This is a genomic window from Lentzea pudingi (assembly GCF_014646255.1).
In the GTDB taxonomy this organism is placed as follows: Bacteria; Actinomycetota; Actinomycetes; order Mycobacteriales; family Pseudonocardiaceae; genus Lentzea; species Lentzea pudingi.
Genome location: NZ_BMNC01000010.1, coordinates 208,500 through 226,794, shown reverse-complemented (window position 1 = coordinate 226,794; position 18,295 = coordinate 208,500). Strand labels below are relative to the sequence as shown.

Below are 18,295 nucleotides of genomic sequence, written 5' to 3'. Positions count from 1 at the left end.
ACTTCACGCCGGCGTGTACCTGGAGGAACTCACCATGCCCAGCCTGCCCTCGATCCGCGGCCGCGGGTCCCAGCAGCGCCCGACGCCGCCGCACATCACCGTGCCGCTGTCGCACTACGTCGTGGACTGCGCGGTGTACGTCGACGGCAAGCGCTTGCCCGGCCGCTGGACGCACACCGACGCCGTCAAAGAGGTGCGCAAGCGCAAGGACGGCTTCGTCTGGATCGGCCTGCACGAGCCGGACGCCGAGCAGATCGAGGGCATCGCCGAGACGTTCGGCCTGCACGAGCTCGCGGTCGAGGACGCGGTGCACGCGCACCAGCGCCCGAAGCTGGAGCGCTACGACAACACGCTCTTCATGGTCTTCAAGACCGTTCGCTACGTGACGAACGAATCCCCCGACACCGCCAACGAGATCGTCGAGTCCGGCGAGATCATGGTGTTCCTGGGCAAGGACTTCGTCATCACCGTGCGGCACGGCAACCACTCCGGCCTCTCCAAGCTGCGGCACGTGCTGGAGGAGGACCCGGAGCGCCTGGAGATCGGCCCGTCCGCGGTGATGCACGCGATCGCCGACCAGGTGGTCGACAACTACCTCGAGGTCACCGACCACATCGAGGAGGACATCGACCGCATGGAGGAACGGGTCTTCGCGGTGCGCACCGAGGTGAGCGCCGAGCAGATCTACATGTTCAAGCGCGAGGTCGTGGAACTGCGCCGCGCGGTCATGCCGCTCGCGAACCCGTTGCGCCGCTTGGCGGAGGGCTACACGCCGCTCATCCCCGAGCAGGTGCGCGCGTTCTTCCGCGACGTCGACGACCACCTCACCGAGGTCTCCGAGCGCGTCACCGCGTTCGACGAACTGCTGACGACGCTGGTCGACGCGACGCTCGCGAAGATCACGCTGCAGCAGAACACCGACATGCGCAAGATCACCTCGTGGGTCGCGATCATCTCCGTGCCCACCATGGTCGTCGGTGTGTACGGCATGAACTTCGACTACATGCCCGAGCTGAAGTGGAAGTTCGGCTACCCGCTGATCATGAGCCTGGTCCTGATCGCCTGCCTCACGCTCTACCGAATACTGCGCCGAAATCGCTGGCTCTAGTCCCGGTTTCGCCCGCTTTGCTCGTTGTGGAAGAGGTTTGTCATGACCAGAATCCTCACCAACATCCGCTTCTGGATCCTCGCGTTCCTGCTCTGCTGGATCACCACCGTGTTCGTGCTCATCAGCGGAACCCCCTGACGTGAAGGCGCGGCTGACGAACCTCAGGTTCTGGCTGCTGGTGTTCCCGGTCGGCTGGCTCACGATGGTGTTCGTGGCCATCGCGCTCTGGCCGTCCCCCGGCGCCGAGTCACCGGACGAGCTCGCCTCCGAGGTGACGAACGCGTTGCGCACACACGACTTCCACAAGCTGGAGCCGTTGCTGGCGGTCGGCGGCGAGGACGTCGCGAAGTCGACCGCGGACCAGTTCCAGACCGCGCGGGTCGATCGCGGCGTCTACCGCGACGGCGCCGTCGTCGTCGAGTACACGCACGACGGCACCCGCGCCGAGTTCCGGCTGCCCGTCGAGGTGCAGGACGGCCGGTACGTCGTGAACCCGGTCGTCACTCCCAGGGGGTGACGTTCCAGGTGAACGGCGTGCCGTGGCCCGCGCCGTGGCCGAGGTTCAGCGAGATCCCGGCCGGCCAGAGCTTGAGCAGCAGCTCGAACCGGTAGTCGTCGTCGGTGCGGCGCGGCTCGAAGACCAGCAGCGCCAACGGTGTCGTGGGCGTCGCCTTCGCCGCGGCGTCAGCCAGCACGGCCCTGCCCATCGCCCGGTCCGCGGGCGAGACGTACTGCCACACCACGGAATGCCACACGACGGTGAGCACGTCGCGTTCGGCGCGGCCGAGCTGTCTCGCGAGCCATTCCGGCCCCGCCGCCCGGTCGACCCTCACGGGGTCGGTGGCGGCGAGGTCGAGCGCGTCCCGCAGCCGGTTCCACCTCACCAGCTGGTCCGCCCAGACGAACGAGCTCAGGTGCAGCCGTCCGTCCTCTGTGGACACGTCGACCGGGTTGAGGTCGCAGCCCGCCCTGCCGACGACGCGCAGCCGGTGGCCCAGGTCGGCGGGCGGCCTGCCGGTCCACTCCGGGTCCAGGACCAGGAGGCTGTCCGGGTCGCCGAGGACCGCGTCCTCCAGCTGGTAGCCGACGTGGTGAGGGCGCAGGTTGAGCCCGCCGCTCGCGCCGACCTCCAGCAGCCGCACGCAGAACGGCACGTGCCGGTGCGCGGCTTTCGCGGCTTCCTGCGCGGCGACCATCAGGCCGCCGTAGAGGGGCGCGCTGCGGCCGGGCTCGTTGGTCTGCACGACGGTGGCGTGGACGCGGTGCCTCAGCACGTCCGCGTGCCCTTCGAGGACGGGCAGCGCGTCCTCCCAGAGCGTCGGCAGGTTCGGCTGGCCGCCGACGGACGGGTAGTGCTTCGCGAGGCCCGGCGCGCGCCCTTCGAGCACGAGCCGGTGGACGGCGCCCGCGAACCGCAACCCGGGCGCTGAGCCCTCCCGGTCGCGTTCGGACCCCGCCATGATCCTGGTCGTCACGCCGCCCTGTCTCAGGTCCTCGGCGGCGTCGGTGAGGAGTCGCTGGGTCAGCGGACTGCGGTCGCGGCAGCCGTGGGCGGCCGCGGCGAACAGCTCGGCAAGCACGCGTCCACGCTAACGGCAGCGCCGTCGCCCGTCATGTGGTGAAAGGCCTCATTACAGTGCAGGGATGGCTCGGATTCTGGCTGTCGCGGACGAGGTCGTCGAACAGCTGTGGACCGATCAGGTGCACCAGTACGCCGGCGTGGACCTGATCGTCGCGGCGGGCGACCTGCCGTTCGACTACCTGGAACACCTGGCCAACGCCCTGGACAAGCCGCTCGTGTTCGTCCCCGGCAACCACGACGCGGACCTGTCGGGCTACTCGAACGTGCGCGGCCTGTGGACCAAGGCGGGCGTGCCGGTGCGCTGGCCAGGTCCAACCGGTGCGGTGAACGCGGACGAACGCGTGGTCGACGTCGCCGGGCTGCGGATCGCCGGTCTCGGTGGTTCGATCCGCTACAACAAGGGCCCGAACCAGTGGACGGAACGGCAGCAGGCCCGCCGCGCCCGCCGGGTGTCCCGGCTGGCCGGGTGGCGCAGGCTGCGGGACGGACGTGGCGTGGACGTGCTGCTGACCCACTCACCGCCGTTGGACTGCGGCGACGAACCCGACGGCCCGCACCGCGGCTTCTCCTGTTTGCACGGACTTGTCACACGGCTGCAGCCCACGTTCATGCTGCACGGCCACATTCATCCACACGGTCACGCGCGCCCGGACCGTTCACTGGGCTCGACGCGGGTGATCAACGTGATTCCCTCGAAGGTGCTGGAGGTGGCGCGATGAGACGGGACACCGGCTTCCCCGTGGCCGACGCCGAGAGCGACTTCCTGCGCGCCCGCCGGCGCCAGGTGATGTCACGCCTCGCGGCCTGGCTGCGCCGGGAGCCCGACGACGTGAACATCATGCTGCCGTTCCACGAGGTCGTGGAGGCCCTGGGCATGGCGTCGGAGAAACGCCTGGGCCTGCAGTCGATCCGCCTCGACTCGATCGTCGGCAGCGTCGACCGCACCCGCGACTTCGACCGCCGCTTCCGCCCGACCTCGGGCCGCGTCCGCGAACGCTGGCAACGCCTGGCCCTCGCCGCACGCAGGGGCGAGAGCGTGCCGCCGATCGAGGTGTACCGGGTCGGCGAACTGCACTTCATCATCGACGGCCACCACCGCGTCTCGGTGGCGCACGCCCTGGGCCTGGAGGTGATCGACGCGTACGTGACGCAGGTGATCACCCGGCTCAACTCGTCCGGCATCCGCTACCGCGGCGACCTGATCGTGAAGGACTACCGCCGCCTGTTCCTCGACCGCGTGCCGCTGGGCGGCGAGGCCCGCGCCGCCGTGCTCCTGTCCGACCCGTGGCACTACGCCCAGCTCGGCGAGCACGTCGAGGCGTGGGGGTTCCGGCTGATGCAGGACACGGGCCAGTTCCTCGACCGCGCCGAGGTCGCACGCCGGTGGTACGCCGACGAGTACAAGCCGGTCGTTGCGATGCTGCGGCAGGCCGACATGACCGGCGACCGGACCGAGACCGAGGCCTACATGTGGGTGGCGGCGGAGCGGTACCGGCTGATCCGGACGCACCGGTGGGACGCCGAGGTGATCAACGCGGTGCGGGAGGAGACGCGGTCGCAGGGGCGCGGGCGGGCCTGAGGGCGACGGCCGGGGCCGGGTGCGCGCGACTGGATCGCACGACCGGTCAGCGCGGCGCCACCCGCGGGCCGTCCGCGTCGGGCAGCGGGCGGGCCTGGTCCAGCACCTCGTCGGTGTACTTGTCGAGCAGCCGGGTGCCGATCTGCTGCGCGTACCCGAAGATGACCGCCCACAGCAGCAGGGCCGCCGCCGACGGGATGCCGATCAGCCCGCTGGTGACGCCCGCTCCGAGCGCCAGGATCCCGACCACCGCCAGTGCCGCACCGAGCATGATCTTGATCAGCGCCTGGTAGCCGATCATCACGTACGGCGAGAGCGAGGGCCGGCGGCGCAAGAGCAGCACCACGGCGGCAAGCACCGCGCCGAACGCACCGAGCACCTGCACGAGCCACACGTCCACACCGGACGCCTTCGCCGTGCCGCCGGGGCAGACCGTCGGCAGCGCGTTCTCCTTCGGGTCGACGCACAGCGGGATGATGCCGGGCTTCACGATGCCGACGACGCCGAGGACCGTGTTGATGACGAACAGCACGAGGGACGCGGCGATCAGCTTGTTGCGCAGCGCGCGGGAGCCGGCGTGCGCGAAGTCGGAGTTGTCGTAGGCGGCCCGCAGCGCGTCCACCACGATCGCGCGCTCGACCGCGGGCGTGAACTCCCCCGGCCGCAACGCTTCCAGGGCGCGGCGGCGCGGATCGTCCTCGTCGAGGTACTGCGCCACCCGCGCCTGCAGCCCCGGCAACCGCCCGAGGAACCCGCGCTCGGCCGAGATCGTCGCCACCTCGGCCTCGTGCAGGGCGCGCCACGCACGTTCGATGTACCAGCCCGACCACCACGACGGCACCATGCGCCACCACGGCTCGCGATCGCTGAGCATCGCCTCGACCACGGCGGCCTGCGCCTCGGCCGTGCGACGCCACACGTCGCCCTCCGGATCGACCGGATCGGACGGCCCGAGCGCGGCGAGATCCGCGCGGACCCGGTCCAACCGGGACTGCACGACGAGCCGCCAGTCGGTGACTCTGGGCTTGCGCTCGGCCATGTCCCGATGGTGACAGGCAGGTCTGACAATGTCGGCGGCCATCAGTGTGACGTGCGGAAACGTCACCAGAACGCTGTATACGCTTGCGCTTATATACGTAGTCAGTTATAAAACTGTACGTGGACGTCTTCGAGGCCGTGGCCGAACCCACCCGCAGGCACCTGATCAGCCTGCTGGCCGAACGCGAGCGCACGGCGGGTGAGCTCGTGGACAGCCTGCCCGCCCTGACCCAGCCGGCCGTGTCCCGCCACCTCCGCATCCTCAGGGAGACCGGACTGGTCGAGGTCAGACCGGACGGCCAGCGCCGCATCTACGCACTCAAACCCGATGGCCTGCAACGCATCGACGACTGGATCACCCCGTACCGCCGTTTCTGGCGCGATCACCTGGCAGCACTCGAACAGCATCTGGAGAACCAGTGAACGACCTCGGCACCATCACCACCGACGGCCCGCACGCCGTCCTCACCTTCCACCGCCGGTTCCGGTTCCCGATCGACCGCGTGTGGTCCGCCATCACCGACGACGCCGAGCGCAAGGCGTGGTTCGGCGAGGGAACCGTCGACCCGCAAGGCGCAGAGGTCGTCATCGAGCCGGAGGACCCGCCCGCGCCGATGGAGGCCAAGCGCGTGACGGGCCGCATCCTCACGTGGCAGCCGCCGGAGAACGGCACCGCGGTCTTCGAACACGAGTGGCACCAGAAGATCGTCGAGGACAGCGTCGTGCGCTACGAGCTCACCGCCGACGGCGACGAGACCCTGCTGCGGTTCACCCACACCGGACTGTCCGAACGCAACGCCAGGGGTTTCGCACCCGGCACGCACGCGTTCCTCGACCGCGCGGAGGCCTTCCTGGGCAACGAGACCCTGCCGAGCTGGAGCGAGCGCTACGCCGAGGTCGCGCCCGCGTACCCGTCGTGGCGCTGAGCGGTCACGACCACTTCCCATCGGCCCGCGTGCTTCCGCGGGTGGAAGCGCCACCAGGAGAGTCATCCCGACGACACTTCCACCCACGACCAGCTAGGCGGTCTGCGAGGGCTCCACCAGCGCACGGAGCCGGGGAGGCATCCTCTTCTCCAGCCCGTACGGTTCGAGGTGCGCCTGCAGCACGCCCGTGAACGCCCGCTCCACCGAAGCGGTGTCCCAGTTGTCGCTCTCCAGGATCGGCTGCTTGAAGTACGGCTGGCCGACGATGTGCAGCTGCCTGCCGTTGCACCGGATGACCTGCCCGGTGATGCCCTCGGCGCGGTCCGAGAGCAGGAACAGCACCAGCGGCGCCACCTTGCCCGGCGTGCGGTCGGCCGGAATGGCGCGCAGGGAGCGTTCCGACTTCCACACCATCCGCGTGTGCGCGACGGGGCAGACCGAGTTCACGCGAATGCCTTCGGACTCCAGGTCGAGTGCCCACGAGTAGCTCAGTGAGGCCACCGCGCCCTTGGTCGCCGAATAGGTGGCGAGTTTGCGCTGGCCGAATGAGGCGCCGGAGGAAATGTTGATGATGGAACCGCCCCCGGTGGCACGCATGGCGCGCATCGCCGCGATTCCGACGTAGATGACGCCGAGGACGTTCACCTCGACCACGTGCCTGATGGTCTCGGGGTCGTCTTCCCACGGGACGGTCTCGTAGTTCAGGCCCGCGTTGTTCACGAGGCCGTCGACGCGCCCGAACTCGTCCACGCACAGGTCGACGATCTTGGCCGCCTCGCTCGGGTCCGCCACCGTGTGGTTCGAGGCGACGGCGCGGCCGCCGAACTCGCGGATGTGTTCGGCGACGCGTTCTGCCAGGTCACCGTCGTTGTCGTTGACCACCACCGACGCACCCGCGAGGGCAGCGTGCATCGCGTAGGCCTCGCCCAGTCCTCGGCCGGCTCCCGTGATGACGACCGCTTTACCGTCCAGGATCCCCATTGCACGCTCTCTTTCACTCGGGCGGCGGTTCCCCGGAACCCCCCTGTGGTCCTGTACCCGCCTTCGACAAGCGTGAGGACCATCCGAAGATGTGCAGGACACGTTTCGATGAGATGTCGCTGCCGAGCGCCCAATGGTGAACGGAGTTCGGCAGGGCAGATGACCTCGACTGATCGGCCCTGGGGAGCCGGAGGCTTTCGCCCTTACACGATCGGGTGACATAGAAAGAGCCGCCTTCCCGCAAGGGGAAGGCGGCTCGTGAAACGAGAATTCACCGTTCCGTGTAAGTCAGGTTCCTGCCGTTGGACGGGTCGAACAGCTGCACCTTGTCCGCGTCGAACCAGATGTCCGCCGAAGCGCCTTCCACCGCGCTGGACGCCGAGGACAGCCGCGTCACGAGCGAGATGCCGTCACCCGGCACGTCGTCCGATCCCGCGTCCGCCGCGAGCTCCTGGAGCTCCGCCGAGGCCGCCTGCTCGCCCGTGAGGTTGAAGTAGGCGTACTTGTCCGAGCCCATCGACTCCAGCACGTCCACCTGCGAGGTGAACTTGCCACCGGCCGACAGCTTGGCGGGCTCGACCAGCGACGCGTCCTCGAAGTGCTCCGGGCGGATGCCCAGGATCACCTCGCGGGGCGCGTCGGCGCCCTCGATCAGCTGCCGCACCCGGTCCGTCAGCGCCACGTCGCCGATGACCGACCGCAGCGCGCCGTTCTCGAGCGTCGCCGGCACGAAGTTCATCGACGGGGAGCCGATGAAGCCCGCGACGAACAGGTTCGCCGGCTGCTCGTAGAGGAACTGCGGCGCGCCGATCTGCTGCACGACACCGCCGCGCATGACGACGACCCGGTCGCCGAGGGTCATCGCCTCGGTCTGGTCGTGCGTCACGTACACCGTGGTCGTGCCGAGCTGCTTCTGCAGGCGCGACACCGAGGTGCGCATCTGCACGCGCAGCTTCGCGTCCAGGTTGGACAGCGGTTCGTCCATGAGGAACGCCTTGGGGCTGCGCACGATCGCGCGGCCCATCGCCACGCGCTGCCGCTGGCCACCGGACAGGTTGGACGGTTTGCGGTCGAGGTGTTGCGAGAGGTCCAGGATCTCGGCCGCCTCCTTCACCTTCTTCTCCACCGTCGCGTTGTCGACCTTGGCCAGCCTCAGCGGGAAGGCCATGTTCTCCTTCACCGTCATGTGCGGGTAGAGCGCGTAGGACTGGAACACCATCGCGATGTCACGGTCCTTGGGCGCCTTCTCGTTGACGCGCTGCCCGCCGATGCGCAGCTCGCCGTCGGTGATGTCCTCCAGCCCCGCGATCATGTTGAGGGTGGTGGACTTCCCGCAGCCGGACGGCCCGACGAGGATGATGAACTCGCCGTCCGCGATCTCCAGGTTGACCTCCTGGACGGCCAACGCGCCGTCCGGGTACCGCTTGGTCACCTGGTCCAGAACGATCTCTGCCATTGGTCAACTCACCCCTTGACGGCGCCGGAGGTCAGGCCGGCGACGATCCGGCGCTGGAAGAACAACACGAAGAGGATGATCGGGATCGTGATCACGACGGCGGCCGCCGCGATCGACCCGGCCGGGTCCTCGAACTGGGAACTACCGGTGAAGAACGACAGCGCCACCGGCACGGTCCGCGACTGCTCGGTCGAGGTGAGCGAGATCGCGAACAGGAAGTCGTTCCAGCAGAAGATGAACACCAGGATCGCCGTCGTGAACACACCCGGCGCGGCCAGCGGCGCGATGACGCGACGGAACGCCTGCCCCGGCGTCGCACCGTCCATCTTCGCCGCCTTCTCGAGCTCCCAGGGGATCTCGCGGAAGAACGCCGACAGGGTGTAGATCGCGAGCGGCAGGGCGAACGTGATGTACGGCAGGATCAGGCCGGGCCACGTGTCGAAGAGCCCGAGCGAGCGCTCGATCTCGAACAACGGGGACACCAGCGAGACCTGCGGGAACATCGCGATCAGCAGCGAGACGCCCACCAGCAGGTTCTTGCCGGGGAAGTCGAGCCGCGCGATGGCGTAGGCGGCCATCGTGCCGAACACCACGGCGATCGCGGTCGCGATGATCGCGATGCCGATGGAGTTGATCAGCGCCCGCGTGAACTCCGACGTCGAGAAGATGTTCTGGTAGTTCTCCAGACTCCACTCGCGAGGGATGAAGTTGCCGTCCGCCAACGTCTTCGACGACTTGAACGACAACGACACGATCCACAGCACCGGCAACAGCGCGTAGATCACGACGACCGTGTTGAGGACACCCCAGCCCCACTTCTTGGCGGGGGTCTCCGCTCCTCCGATACCAGCCATCAGCGCTTCCCCCCGTCGTCACTGCCGGGGGCAGCGGTGCCGAAGAGCTTGATGAACACGAACGCGATGATCGCGACCATGATGAATATCAGGACCGACATGGTCGACCCGATACCGAGGTTCAAGCCCTTGATGAGGTTGTTGTAGGTCAGCATCGACACCGACGACGTGCCCTGCGAGCCCGCGGTGAGCACGAAGAGGTTGTCGAAGATGCGGAACGCGTCGAGCGTGCGGAACAGCAGTGCCACCAGGATCGCCGGCTTCATGATCGGCACGGTGATCCTGATGAACCGCTGCCACCCGCTCGCGCCGTCCATCGCGGCGGCCTTGAGCAGGTCGTCCGGCACCAGCGCCAGGCCCGCCATCAGCAGCAGGGCCATGAACGGCGTGGTCTTCCAGATCTCCGCGATGCTCACGACGATCAGCGCGGGCACCTTCTCCGTCAGCACGGGATCGCCGCCGAGGGCCTCGGCGAGGTAGCCGGTGCCGGGCGTCCAGGCGAAGCGCCAGGAGAACGCGGCCACGACCGTCACGATGCCGTACGGGATCAGCGTCGTCGTGCGGACGATGCCCCGGCCGACCAGCGCCCGGTGCATGATCAGCGCGAGCGACATGCCCAGCACCAGTTCGATCGCGACGGTCACGACCGTCAGCACGACCGTCACCCACACCGCGTTCCACCAGTACGGGCTGCTGAGCACGGTGACGTAGTTGTCGAACCAGATCCACTCGGTCCGGTCCGGGAACTTCAGGTCGAACCTCTGCATCGACAGCAGCAGCGAGTAGAGGATCGGCCAGCCGGTCACGGCGACCATGGTGAGCGCGGCGGGCGCGCAGAGCAGCCAGCCGAGCCTGCGCTCGGCCCTCTTGCCCTCGCTCAGCGCGACCTTCTTCTTGGGCGCGACGGGTTTTGCCGCCGTGTCCTGTACCTCCGCGGTCGCGTGACTCACGGCAACACCCCCTTGGAGTCGAGAGCGTCCTGCAGTTCCTTGCGCAGCCTGTCCCCGGTCGCCTGCGGGTCGATGTCCGCGGGCGGCGAGAGGATCGTGGAGATGACCGTCGAGACGTTCTGGTAGGCGGGCGTGCGCGGCCGCACGCTCGCGGTCTTCAACGTCTCCTTGATGTCGTCGCGCATCGGGTACGCCTCGGCCATCTCGGGTTCGTCGTAGACGGCCTCGATGGTCGGCGGCACACCGTCCTTGAGCGCGGCGAGCTTCTGCGCCTCCGCACCACGCAGGCACAGCACCGCGTCGAACGACTCCTCGGCGTGCGTGGTGTAGTTGCTGACGGCGTAGTTGATGCCGCCGACGGTGACCTTCGCGGCGTCACCGCTCACGGTGGGGTACGGCGCCCACTTGAAGTTCTTCGCGAAGTCCGGCTTCTTCTGCGCCGCCGCGTAGACGTACGGCCAGTTCAGCTGGAACGCGGCGCTGCCGCCTTCCATGGCGAGGCGCGCGTTGTCCTCGGCCGCGTTGGAGAACGACGGGTCGATCGCCTTCGACGTCGCCAGCTTCTTCAACGCCCCCAACGCTTCCACGGCCTTCGCGTCGACGATGGCCTTGGTGCCGTTCTCGTCGAGGATCGTGCCGCCGTTGGAGTTGACGAGGGTGTTGTACAGCACGACGAGCCCCTCGTACTGCTTTCCCTGCGCGACGATCTGGCCGGGCTTCCCTTCCGCCACCAGCGCCTCGGCCATGGAGATCATCTCGTCCCACGTCTTCGGCGGCGTGGGCACGAGGTCGGACCGGTACCACAGGAGCTGGACGTTGGTGTTGTCCGGAGCCCCGTAGAGCTTGCCCTCGTAGGTCGCCGTGTCGAGCGGCGTCTTCAGCGTGCCGGACTCCACCTGCGACTTGACCGAACCGGTGAACTCCTTGATCCAGCCCGCCTTCGCCAGTTCGGCGGTCCACGTGACGTCGAGCCCGAGGACGTCCATGCTGTCGTCCTCGGCCGCGAGTCTGCGCACCATCTGCTCGCGCTGCCCGTCCGCCTCCCGCGGCAGCTTGTTGTAGACGATGTTGTATCGCCCGCCGGCCTTCGCGTTGCAGCTGTCGACGATGGCCTGGAAGTTCTCCTGGGGATACTTGTAGACGTTGACGGTGATGCCTTGGTCGCCAGACCCGCACGCCGTGAGCGTTCCTGCCGCGAGCATCGCGGCTCCCACTCCGGCGGCGAGTCGATAGCGCCTCGTCGCACCCATCGGCCCTGCCTCCTTCCCGACTACACGGAGGAGCCAGACCGCAACGCCCGGCACCTCGTCGTGCCACCGGCCGCACCGGGCGGACCGGTCAGATGAACCTAGGCCGGGTGATCAGGAGCCGCAACCAAGGGAAGCAACGATTCAGAACCAATGGCCTTATGGGAGACTCAAGAACTCGGGTTCACGGGCCGCATCGCGAGCCTCGCGAGCAGGTCACGGCCCTTCTCGGCCGACTTCGGGTGGCACAGCACGTCGTACCTGTTGGCCACCAACTGGGACGCCGACTGGAAGTCCCGCTTGCCGCGCGCCGACCCGTACCCGACCGCCGCGAACACCAGGCCGAAGAACACACCGGTGATCAGGCCGGTCAGCACCGGCCCGACGGTCACGCCCGGCTCGGGACTGAACAGGGTCAGCAGCAGACCGACGAACAGACCGAACCACGCACCGCTCGCCGCGCCGGTCATGAGCACCCGGCTCCAGGTGAGCTTGCCGGTGATGCGTTCGACGAGCATCAGGTCCACGCCGACGATCATGACGTCCTGCACCGTGAAGTCCTCGACGGCGAGGTGGTCGACCGCGCGCTGCGCTTCCTCGTACGTGGCGTAGGAACCGATCGGCCACCCCGTCGGCGGAGTGGGCAGGCGGGGAGGGACGCCGGGCCGGTTCGGGTTGGCGAACGGACTCGTCACGGGGACCACCTCTGTCGGACGCGCTGATCGTTCCATCCTGCCAGTGCCCGTTGCGGCGTGCCGATACACCCACGGGTGTTTTGCCGGTTTCAGCCTTCGAGCAGCCGGAGGACCACCGTGATCGCATTCCGCACGTCGCCTGCTCGCACCATCGGTTCGTCGTCGGACTCGATCACGAACGGAGGCGTTCCCTCCGGCGAGGTGTCGATCTGGACCTCGGCGACACCGGACCGGTCGAGGAACCAGACGTTGTCGTCGTCGGCCGGGAACTTGCCGGTCCACCTCTCCACCACGACGTCGGGAAAGCGTTGCCGGACAGCGGACAGCACCTCGTCGACCGGACCGCCGGCCTGCTCGGAGGCAGGCCACGGGATCCTGCCGGTCATCGCTCGGCTCCCTCGTCGAACACGAATGCGCGGCCGGCCTCCGGGTCCGCTGCTTCGATCGCGTCGCTCACCCGGCCATCATCGTCGCGACACGTCAGCCGGGAAAGGCGATTTCGAACCGGTGCACGAAGGCGCGGTGCGAGCGCGCGTGGACGTCCGTGCTGTCCGCGACCCGTTCGCACTCCTCCTTCAACGCCTCGCGGGCCGCACCGGGGTTGCCGCCGAGCACGTGGATGATCGCGAGCTTGCGCGCCCGTTCGAAGTCGAGCAACGATTCCGGCTTCGCGACGAGCTCGCGTGCCAGCGCGTCCCACTTGGCGTACCTGTCGATGTACGGCTTGCCGTGCTCCAGGACCGCGGCCACCAGGGAGGAGGCACCGGCCGCGTGGTCGCCGCCGGGGGTGAAGGTCCACTTCCAGACGGGCTTCTCGGGCATCAGGTGGCCGAGTGGCTTCGACACGACCGGTGTGGTCGGGATGCCGACGCCGAGGGCCGCGCAGACCTGGTCGTACTGGCGGAAGCAGACGCCGACCAGCGGGGTCAGGTCGAGCGAGCCCGCGACGGCGAACCCGAGCCAGCCGGAGACGCCGGCACCGCGTTCCTGGAGCCAGACGTGGCCGCGGCGGACGAAGCCCGTGGGGCGCAGGGCGGTGTCCACGGCGAAGAGCACGTCGGTTCTCGGAGAAGGCCTCACGGACCACAGGGTCCCAAACGAAACCACATCCCGCCGATCAACGTGGACGCGCCGTCACCTGGTCCGCCGTGGGCAACCGAGCCGGTGGCTCGTCGGTCACCCAGGCGTACTCGATCGCGGACAGCCGCCCGTCCGTGGTCCACAGCAGGATCTCGCCGGCCCCTGAACGCACCGGCGCGTCGATCGGCAGGACGCCGTCGGCGATGTCGGCGGCGGGTCCGCCGGTGCTGAGGTCGAGGCTGGCCGAGCCCTCGTACCAGGGCTTCAGGACGCGGACGTGGTCGAGTTGGGCGTGCAGTGCGGCAGGAGCGCCCGCCGCGAGGATCCGTTCCAGCAGGGCGCGTTCGGACGGCGCGAGCGGGCGCGGGCGACCGTCGAACGGCAGCAGGCGCAGGAGCTCGGCGGCCAGCGCTCGCACCGACGCCCACTGCGGTGCGGAAACCAGCGCGTCGACGTGCCAGACCGGGCCGGGGCCGCTCATGACGTCGAGCAGGGCGTCGATGCGCTCGACCAGCTCGACGGCCTCGGCGTCGAGGGCCAGCAGGTGGGGGCGGACGTCGTCGAACTCGAGCGCGAGCTCGTCGGCCGAGGGCGCGGTACCGATGGCCTCCAGGTAACCGCGCTGCGCCTCGGCGGGCAGCGCGAGCCGGCGCACCGGGTCCACGAGCGGCCTGGACCGGTCTCCGAGCTGCATGGCTCCCTCTCAGTGCAGGACGGGGCCGAGGAACTCGGCCAGCTTCCGCACCACGTCCGGCGGCACCTCGTCCAGGTGCTCCGTGAGCTGCAAAAGTATGCGACCGCCACCGAGGTGTTCAACGGAGTAACAGGGCGCCGTAGCGCAGACCTCTTGCACGCCACCCAAAGCGGCCACCTGACGCGGGCCGAGCAACGTCGCCCAGTGCGGGCCGCGGGCCATTTCCGCTGCCATGAAAAGGGATTCGTCGAGGCCCACGCCGACGGCGACCTCATGCGTCGTCCGCACGCCGACGCGGTCGAGCGTGATCCAGCCGCCCGAGGCCTGCACGAGCGTGGCTCCCGACCGGAAGGCCGACAGCCATTCCTGTTGCACCGCATGGGAGATCCACCCGGCGAACAGCGAGCGCGACGCCGTGACCACGACCTGGTGCGGGAACTCGGGGTCGTCCTTCAGCAGGATCTCCGCGGACCAGCCGTGGTCGACCAGCGGCAGGCCCTGGCCGTCGAGCTGGACCAGTTGCACGCGCAGGAACGACGGCAGGTCGTCCAGGGCGGCCGACCACGACGGAAGGGTGAACTCACCCGAAGAGAGCAGCAGCCGGGCATACCCCGGCGGTCCCCAGGGCGTTGTGTCGGAGGGGTGGTAGTCGCGCGCCACCGACACGAGCTCCTCGACCGAGGCCGGGCACAGGGGTGCGAGCAGCTCGGTGAACAGGGCGCCGAACCACTTGGCCAGCGCGGGGCGGTCGACGCCGGAGAACGTGTCCAGCTCCATGCGGACGACGTGTGGCGGCGACACAGGTCTCGGAAGTGTCAGATCTGTGCTCAAAGTGAGCGAACCTTATGGCTCGCGGGCACAAACCGTTAGGGGCCAGTCCCGTGAAAGATTGGCCCCTAACGGGCGAACCGCCACTTCGTCGAGGACGGACCTAACCGCGTGACTGGTAGTCGCGGAGCAGGCCGCGGCTGATGATCGTCTTCTGGATCTCGGACGTGCCCTCGCCGATCAGCAGGAACGGGGCCTCGCGCATCAGGCGCTCGATCTCGTATTCCTTGGAGTAGCCGTAACCGCCGTGGATGCGGAACGACTCCTGCGTCACCTCGGCGCAGTACTCGGAGGCGATGAGCTTGGCCATGCCGGCCTCGACGTCGTTGCGCTGTCCCGAGTCCTTCAACCGCGCCGCGTTGACCATCATCAGGTGCGCGGCCTCGACCTTGGTGGCCATCTCGGCGAGCTTGAACGCGATGGCCTGGTGCTCGGCGATGGCCTTGCCGAACGTCCTGCGCTGCTGCGAGTACTCGATCGCGAGCTCGAAGGCGCGGATCGCGATGCCGCACGCGCGGGCGGCCACGTTGACGCGGCCCACCTCGACGCCGTCCATCATGTGGCGGAAGCCCTGGCCGGAGACGCCGCCCAGGATCTGGTCCTCGGCGATCTCGAAGCCGTCGAACACCATCTCGGTGGTGTCGACGCCCTTGTAGCCCATCTTGTCGATCTTGCCGGGGATCGTGAGGCCCGGCAGGACCTCGCCGTAGCCCTCGGGCTTCTCGACCAGGAACGTCGTGAGGTTCTGGTGCGGCTTCTCGGCGCCCTCGTCGGTCTTCACCAGCACAGCGGTGAGGTTCGACGTGCCACCGTTCGTCAGCCACATCTTCTGGCCGCTGATGGCGTACCCGGAATCGCCGCGAACCGCTCGCGTGCGGATCGCGGCCACGTCGGAGCCGAGTTCGGGCTCGGACATGGAGAACGACCCGCGCACCTCGCCCGCGGCCATGCGCGGCAGGTACTTCTGCTTCTGCTCGGGCGTCCCGTGCTGCTTGAGCATGTGCGCCACGATGAAGTGCGTGTTGATGACGCCGGAGACGCTCATCCAGCCGCGCGCGATCTGCTCGACCACCAGCGCGTAGGTCAGCAGGGACTCGCCCAGGCCGCCGTACTCCTCGGGGATCGTCAGACCGAAGAGGCCCATCTCCTTCATGCCCTCGACGATGTCGGCGGGGTACGTGTCGCCGTGCTCCAGCGTCTGGGCGTGCGGAATGATCTCCTTGTCCACGAACGTGCGAACCGTCGCGAGGATTTCTTCCTGGATGTCCGTGAGACCCGCGGTCTGGGCGAGGCGCGCCATCGCACTTCCCTTCCAAGGCTTTGGTTACCGGCGAGTATGGACCGGTTAACGCCCGTTTGCGACCGGGGTGTGCTCTCCGCAACAACGCGGGCGCCCGCTGTACCGAAACAGCACCGCTGACTCGTGGAATCGCGCACCCGCACGCGACGGACCCCGCCACGGGACCTTAAGATCCCTCAGCTCAACACTCCTAGGGGGACCAGCGATGACGTACGACCCGTACAACCCGAAGCAGCCCGGCGATCCGTACGGCCAGCAACAGCAGCCGCCCTACGGCCAGCCCGGCCCGTACGGCCAGCAGCCCATGTACGGCGGCTACGGGTACGCGCCGCCGAAGCCCCAGACGAGCGCGATCCTCTCGCTCGTCCTGTCGTGCGTCGGGTTCGTCACCTGCGGCGTGACGTCGATCGTCGGCGTCGTCTTCGGCCACATCGCGATGGGGAAGATCAAGCGGGGCGAGGAGGACGGTCACGGCCTGGCGGTCGCCGGCCTGGTCGTCGGTTATCTGGTCATCGTCGGCTGGCTGGCGTACGCGGCGTTCATCGTCATCGCGATCATCGCGGCCGCGAACGGCTCGACCTACTGACCTCAGCCCGCGAGGGCGATCTCCAGGGCGCCACCGCAGTGGCGGCAGACGTCGGCGAACACGTGGACGTCGGCATCGCATCCCGGGCAGCTGCGGAAGCTGCGCTCGAGCAGGTCGTCCTCGCGGCGCTTGAAGAGCCGCAACCGTCTGCTCGTCTTTCCGTTACTCGAACGTGACATGCCCAGAGCATGCCCCCACCCCGGGGCTTGATCGCAAACTCCGGTGACGGATTGTGCGTTACTTCACCTGTTTCGAACGCAACCCGTGACGGTCGAACACGTCCAGTGACATTCGGGGTGAAGTAGCGCACAATCCGTAACGGAAATCAGTCCTCCGGCGGCGTCCACACGTTCGCGCGAGTCATACCCGCCGCACGGCCCTTGCCGGAGATCACCAGCGCCATCTTGCGCGACGCCTCGTCGATCATCTCGTCGCCGAGCATCACCGCGCCGCGCCTGCCGCCCGCCTCGGACGTGTAGAACTCGTACGCGTCGAGGATGTTCTCGGCGTGGTCGTAGTCGTCCTGCTTCGGGCTGAAGACCTCGTTGGCCGCGTCGATCTGGCCGGGGTGCAGCACCCACTTGCCGTCGAAGCCCAGCGCGGCGGAACGCCCGGCGACGCGCTTGTAGCCGTCGACGTCGCGGATCTGCAGGTAGGGGCCGTCGATGGCCTGCTTGTCGTGGGCCCGCGCGGCCATCAGGATCCGCATCAGGATGTAGTGGTAGGCGTCGCCGACGTCGTAACCGGGCGGCTGCTCGCCGACCACCAGCGACTTCATGTTGATCGACGCCATGAAGTCCGCCGGGCCGAAGATGATCGTCTCGACGCGCGGGGACGCGGTGGCGATCGCGTTGACGTTGTTCAGGCCCAGGGCGTTCTCGATCTGCGCCTCGATGCCGATCTTGCCGACCTCGTAGCCCATCGTCTTCTCGATCTGGGTGATCAGGAAGTCGAGCGCGACGACCTGCTCGGGCGTCTGGACCTTCGGCAGCATGATGCAGTCGAGGTTCGCGCCGGCGCCCTCGACGACCTCGGTGACGTCGCGGTAGGTCCACTCCGTCGTCCAGTCGTTGACGCGCACGACGCGGGCCTTGTCACCCCAGCCGCCCTCGTTGAGCGAGGCGACGATGGTCTTGCGGGCGTCGGGCTTGGCCAGCGGCGCGCAGGCGTCCTCCAGGTCCAGGAACACCTGGTCCGCCGGCAGCGTGCGCGCCTTGTCGATCATCTTCTGGCTCGAGCCGGGGACCGCCAGACACGAGCGACGGGGACGCTGCTGGTCGACCACTGGAGTACCTCCTTGTACCGGCCGGTAACTATGAGCGCCACAGTGGCACGCATCAACTCCGGCCGCATATTCGCTGAGTCCGGTCTCACAGACGCGAGTTCGCGTT

22 protein-coding genes are annotated in these 18,295 nt (G+C 68.4%); 7 read left to right on the top strand and 15 right to left on the bottom strand.

Features of this window, described 5'->3' with window-relative positions:
* The first annotated feature begins 34 nt into the window (after positions 1-34).
* Both corA and IEY88_RS30320 read left to right on the top strand, forming a co-directional pair.
* Positions 35-1,108: a magnesium/cobalt transporter CorA gene (gene corA, locus IEY88_RS30325; RefSeq protein ID WP_189158294.1), complete on the top strand. Its 1,074-nt coding sequence runs from the start codon at positions 35-37 to the stop codon at positions 1,106-1,108.
* Positions 1,109-1,247: 139 nt separating this feature from the next.
* Positions 1,248-1,625, top strand: a complete 378-nt coding sequence (locus IEY88_RS30320) for a hypothetical protein (RefSeq protein ID WP_189158293.1) — start codon at positions 1,248-1,250, stop codon at positions 1,623-1,625.
* On the opposite strand, the gene IEY88_RS30315 is transcribed toward IEY88_RS30320, so the two are convergent.
* On the bottom strand, positions 1,609-2,688 hold the full coding sequence (locus tag IEY88_RS30315; RefSeq protein ID WP_189158292.1) for a DUF2332 domain-containing protein: 1,080 nt from the start codon (positions 2,686-2,688) through the stop codon (positions 1,609-1,611). The genes IEY88_RS30320 and IEY88_RS30315 overlap by 17 nt on opposite strands.
* A 64-nt stretch (positions 2,689-2,752) precedes the next feature.
* Here IEY88_RS30315 and IEY88_RS30310 point away from each other — a divergent pair, with 64 nt between their 5' ends.
* On the top strand, positions 2,753-3,409 hold the full coding sequence (locus tag IEY88_RS30310) for a metallophosphoesterase family protein (RefSeq protein ID WP_189158291.1): 657 nt from the start codon (positions 2,753-2,755) through the stop codon (positions 3,407-3,409).
* The gene (locus IEY88_RS30305) at positions 3,406-4,269 is read left to right on the top strand and encodes a ParB N-terminal domain-containing protein (protein ID WP_189158290.1); all 864 of its coding nucleotides are present in this window, start codon (positions 3,406-3,408) and stop codon (positions 4,267-4,269) included. Before IEY88_RS30310 ends, IEY88_RS30305 begins: the two co-directional genes overlap by 4 nt.
* Positions 4,270-4,315: 46 nt before the next feature.
* Here IEY88_RS30305 and IEY88_RS30300 read toward each other — a convergent pair whose 3' ends face one another.
* Positions 4,316-5,308 (bottom strand): hypothetical protein, encoded by a 993-nt coding sequence (locus tag IEY88_RS30300; protein ID WP_189158289.1) that lies wholly within the window; start codon positions 5,306-5,308, stop codon positions 4,316-4,318.
* A 119-nt stretch (positions 5,309-5,427) separates the two neighbouring features.
* Here IEY88_RS30300 and IEY88_RS30295 point away from each other — a divergent pair, with 119 nt between their 5' ends.
* Both IEY88_RS30295 and IEY88_RS30290 read left to right on the top strand, forming a co-directional pair.
* Positions 5,428-5,730: an ArsR/SmtB family transcription factor gene (locus IEY88_RS30295; RefSeq protein WP_189158288.1), complete on the top strand. Its 303-nt coding sequence runs from the start codon at positions 5,428-5,430 to the stop codon at positions 5,728-5,730.
* Positions 5,727-6,233 (top strand): SRPBCC domain-containing protein, encoded by a 507-nt coding sequence (locus IEY88_RS30290; RefSeq protein WP_189158287.1) that lies wholly within the window; start codon positions 5,727-5,729, stop codon positions 6,231-6,233. The genes IEY88_RS30295 and IEY88_RS30290 overlap by 4 nt, the downstream gene beginning before the upstream one ends.
* A gap of 93 nt (positions 6,234-6,326) precedes the next feature.
* Here the strand turns inward: IEY88_RS30290 and IEY88_RS30285 are convergent, their stop codons facing one another.
* The 11 genes from IEY88_RS30285 to IEY88_RS30235 all read right to left on the bottom strand — a co-directional run bounded on the left by IEY88_RS30285 (position 6,327) and on the right by IEY88_RS30235 (position 16,318).
* Positions 6,327-7,214 (bottom strand): SDR family NAD(P)-dependent oxidoreductase, encoded by an 888-nt coding sequence (locus tag IEY88_RS30285; RefSeq protein WP_189158286.1) that lies wholly within the window; start codon positions 7,212-7,214, stop codon positions 6,327-6,329.
* 271 nt (positions 7,215-7,485) lie between these two features.
* Positions 7,486-8,670 carry an ABC transporter ATP-binding protein gene (locus IEY88_RS30280; RefSeq protein WP_189158285.1) on the bottom strand — a complete coding sequence of 395 codons (1,185 nt, stop codon included), beginning with the start codon at positions 8,668-8,670 and terminating at the stop codon, positions 7,486-7,488.
* Between the two features lie 8 nt (positions 8,671-8,678).
* Positions 8,679-9,524, bottom strand: coding sequence for a carbohydrate ABC transporter permease (locus IEY88_RS30275; protein WP_189158284.1), 846 nt, complete (start codon positions 9,522-9,524; stop codon positions 8,679-8,681).
* Positions 9,524-10,474 (bottom strand): carbohydrate ABC transporter permease, encoded by a 951-nt coding sequence (locus tag IEY88_RS30270; RefSeq protein ID WP_373294210.1) that lies wholly within the window; start codon positions 10,472-10,474, stop codon positions 9,524-9,526. Before IEY88_RS30270 ends, IEY88_RS30275 begins: the two co-directional genes overlap by 1 nt.
* Entirely contained in the window at positions 10,471-11,724 is a 1,254-nt protein-coding gene (locus IEY88_RS30265; protein ID WP_189158283.1) for an ABC transporter substrate-binding protein, read from the bottom strand. Before IEY88_RS30265 ends, IEY88_RS30270 begins: the two co-directional genes overlap by 4 nt.
* A 167-nt stretch (positions 11,725-11,891) precedes the next feature.
* Positions 11,892-12,452 (bottom strand): YflT domain-containing protein, encoded by a 561-nt coding sequence (locus tag IEY88_RS30260; protein WP_189158282.1) that lies wholly within the window; start codon positions 12,450-12,452, stop codon positions 11,892-11,894.
* Between the two features lie 53 nt (positions 12,453-12,505).
* Complete coding sequence (locus IEY88_RS30255; RefSeq protein WP_189158281.1) at positions 12,506-12,802, bottom strand: hypothetical protein; 297 nt, start codon at positions 12,800-12,802, stop codon at positions 12,506-12,508.
* A gap of 94 nt (positions 12,803-12,896) precedes the next feature.
* Positions 12,897-13,496, bottom strand: coding sequence for a hypothetical protein (locus IEY88_RS30250; RefSeq protein ID WP_189158280.1), 600 nt, complete (start codon positions 13,494-13,496; stop codon positions 12,897-12,899).
* Positions 13,497-13,533: 37 nt separating this feature from the next.
* Positions 13,534-14,190: a hypothetical protein gene (locus IEY88_RS44515; RefSeq protein WP_229693907.1), complete on the bottom strand. Its 657-nt coding sequence runs from the start codon at positions 14,188-14,190 to the stop codon at positions 13,534-13,536.
* Positions 14,191-14,199: 9 nt separating this feature from the next.
* The gene (locus IEY88_RS30240; RefSeq protein ID WP_189158279.1) at positions 14,200-14,967 is read right to left on the bottom strand and encodes a hypothetical protein; all 768 of its coding nucleotides are present in this window, start codon (positions 14,965-14,967) and stop codon (positions 14,200-14,202) included.
* A gap of 154 nt (positions 14,968-15,121) precedes the next feature.
* Positions 15,122-16,318 (bottom strand): acyl-CoA dehydrogenase family protein, encoded by a 1,197-nt coding sequence (locus tag IEY88_RS30235; RefSeq protein WP_189158278.1) that lies wholly within the window; start codon positions 16,316-16,318, stop codon positions 15,122-15,124.
* Between the two features lie 205 nt (positions 16,319-16,523).
* Between IEY88_RS30235 and IEY88_RS30230 the strand changes: the two genes are divergently transcribed.
* Positions 16,524-16,904: a DUF4190 domain-containing protein gene (locus IEY88_RS30230; protein ID WP_189158277.1), complete on the top strand. Its 381-nt coding sequence runs from the start codon at positions 16,524-16,526 to the stop codon at positions 16,902-16,904.
* A gap of 2 nt (positions 16,905-16,906) precedes the next feature.
* Here IEY88_RS30230 and IEY88_RS30225 read toward each other — a convergent pair whose 3' ends face one another.
* Both IEY88_RS30225 and IEY88_RS30220 read right to left on the bottom strand, forming a co-directional pair.
* The gene (locus tag IEY88_RS30225) at positions 16,907-17,083 is read right to left on the bottom strand and encodes a hypothetical protein (RefSeq protein WP_189158276.1); all 177 of its coding nucleotides are present in this window, start codon (positions 17,081-17,083) and stop codon (positions 16,907-16,909) included.
* Between the two features lie 146 nt (positions 17,084-17,229).
* Positions 17,230-18,189, bottom strand: coding sequence for an HpcH/HpaI aldolase/citrate lyase family protein (locus IEY88_RS30220; protein WP_189158275.1), 960 nt, complete (start codon positions 18,187-18,189; stop codon positions 17,230-17,232).
* Positions 18,190-18,295: the final 106 nt, after the last annotated feature.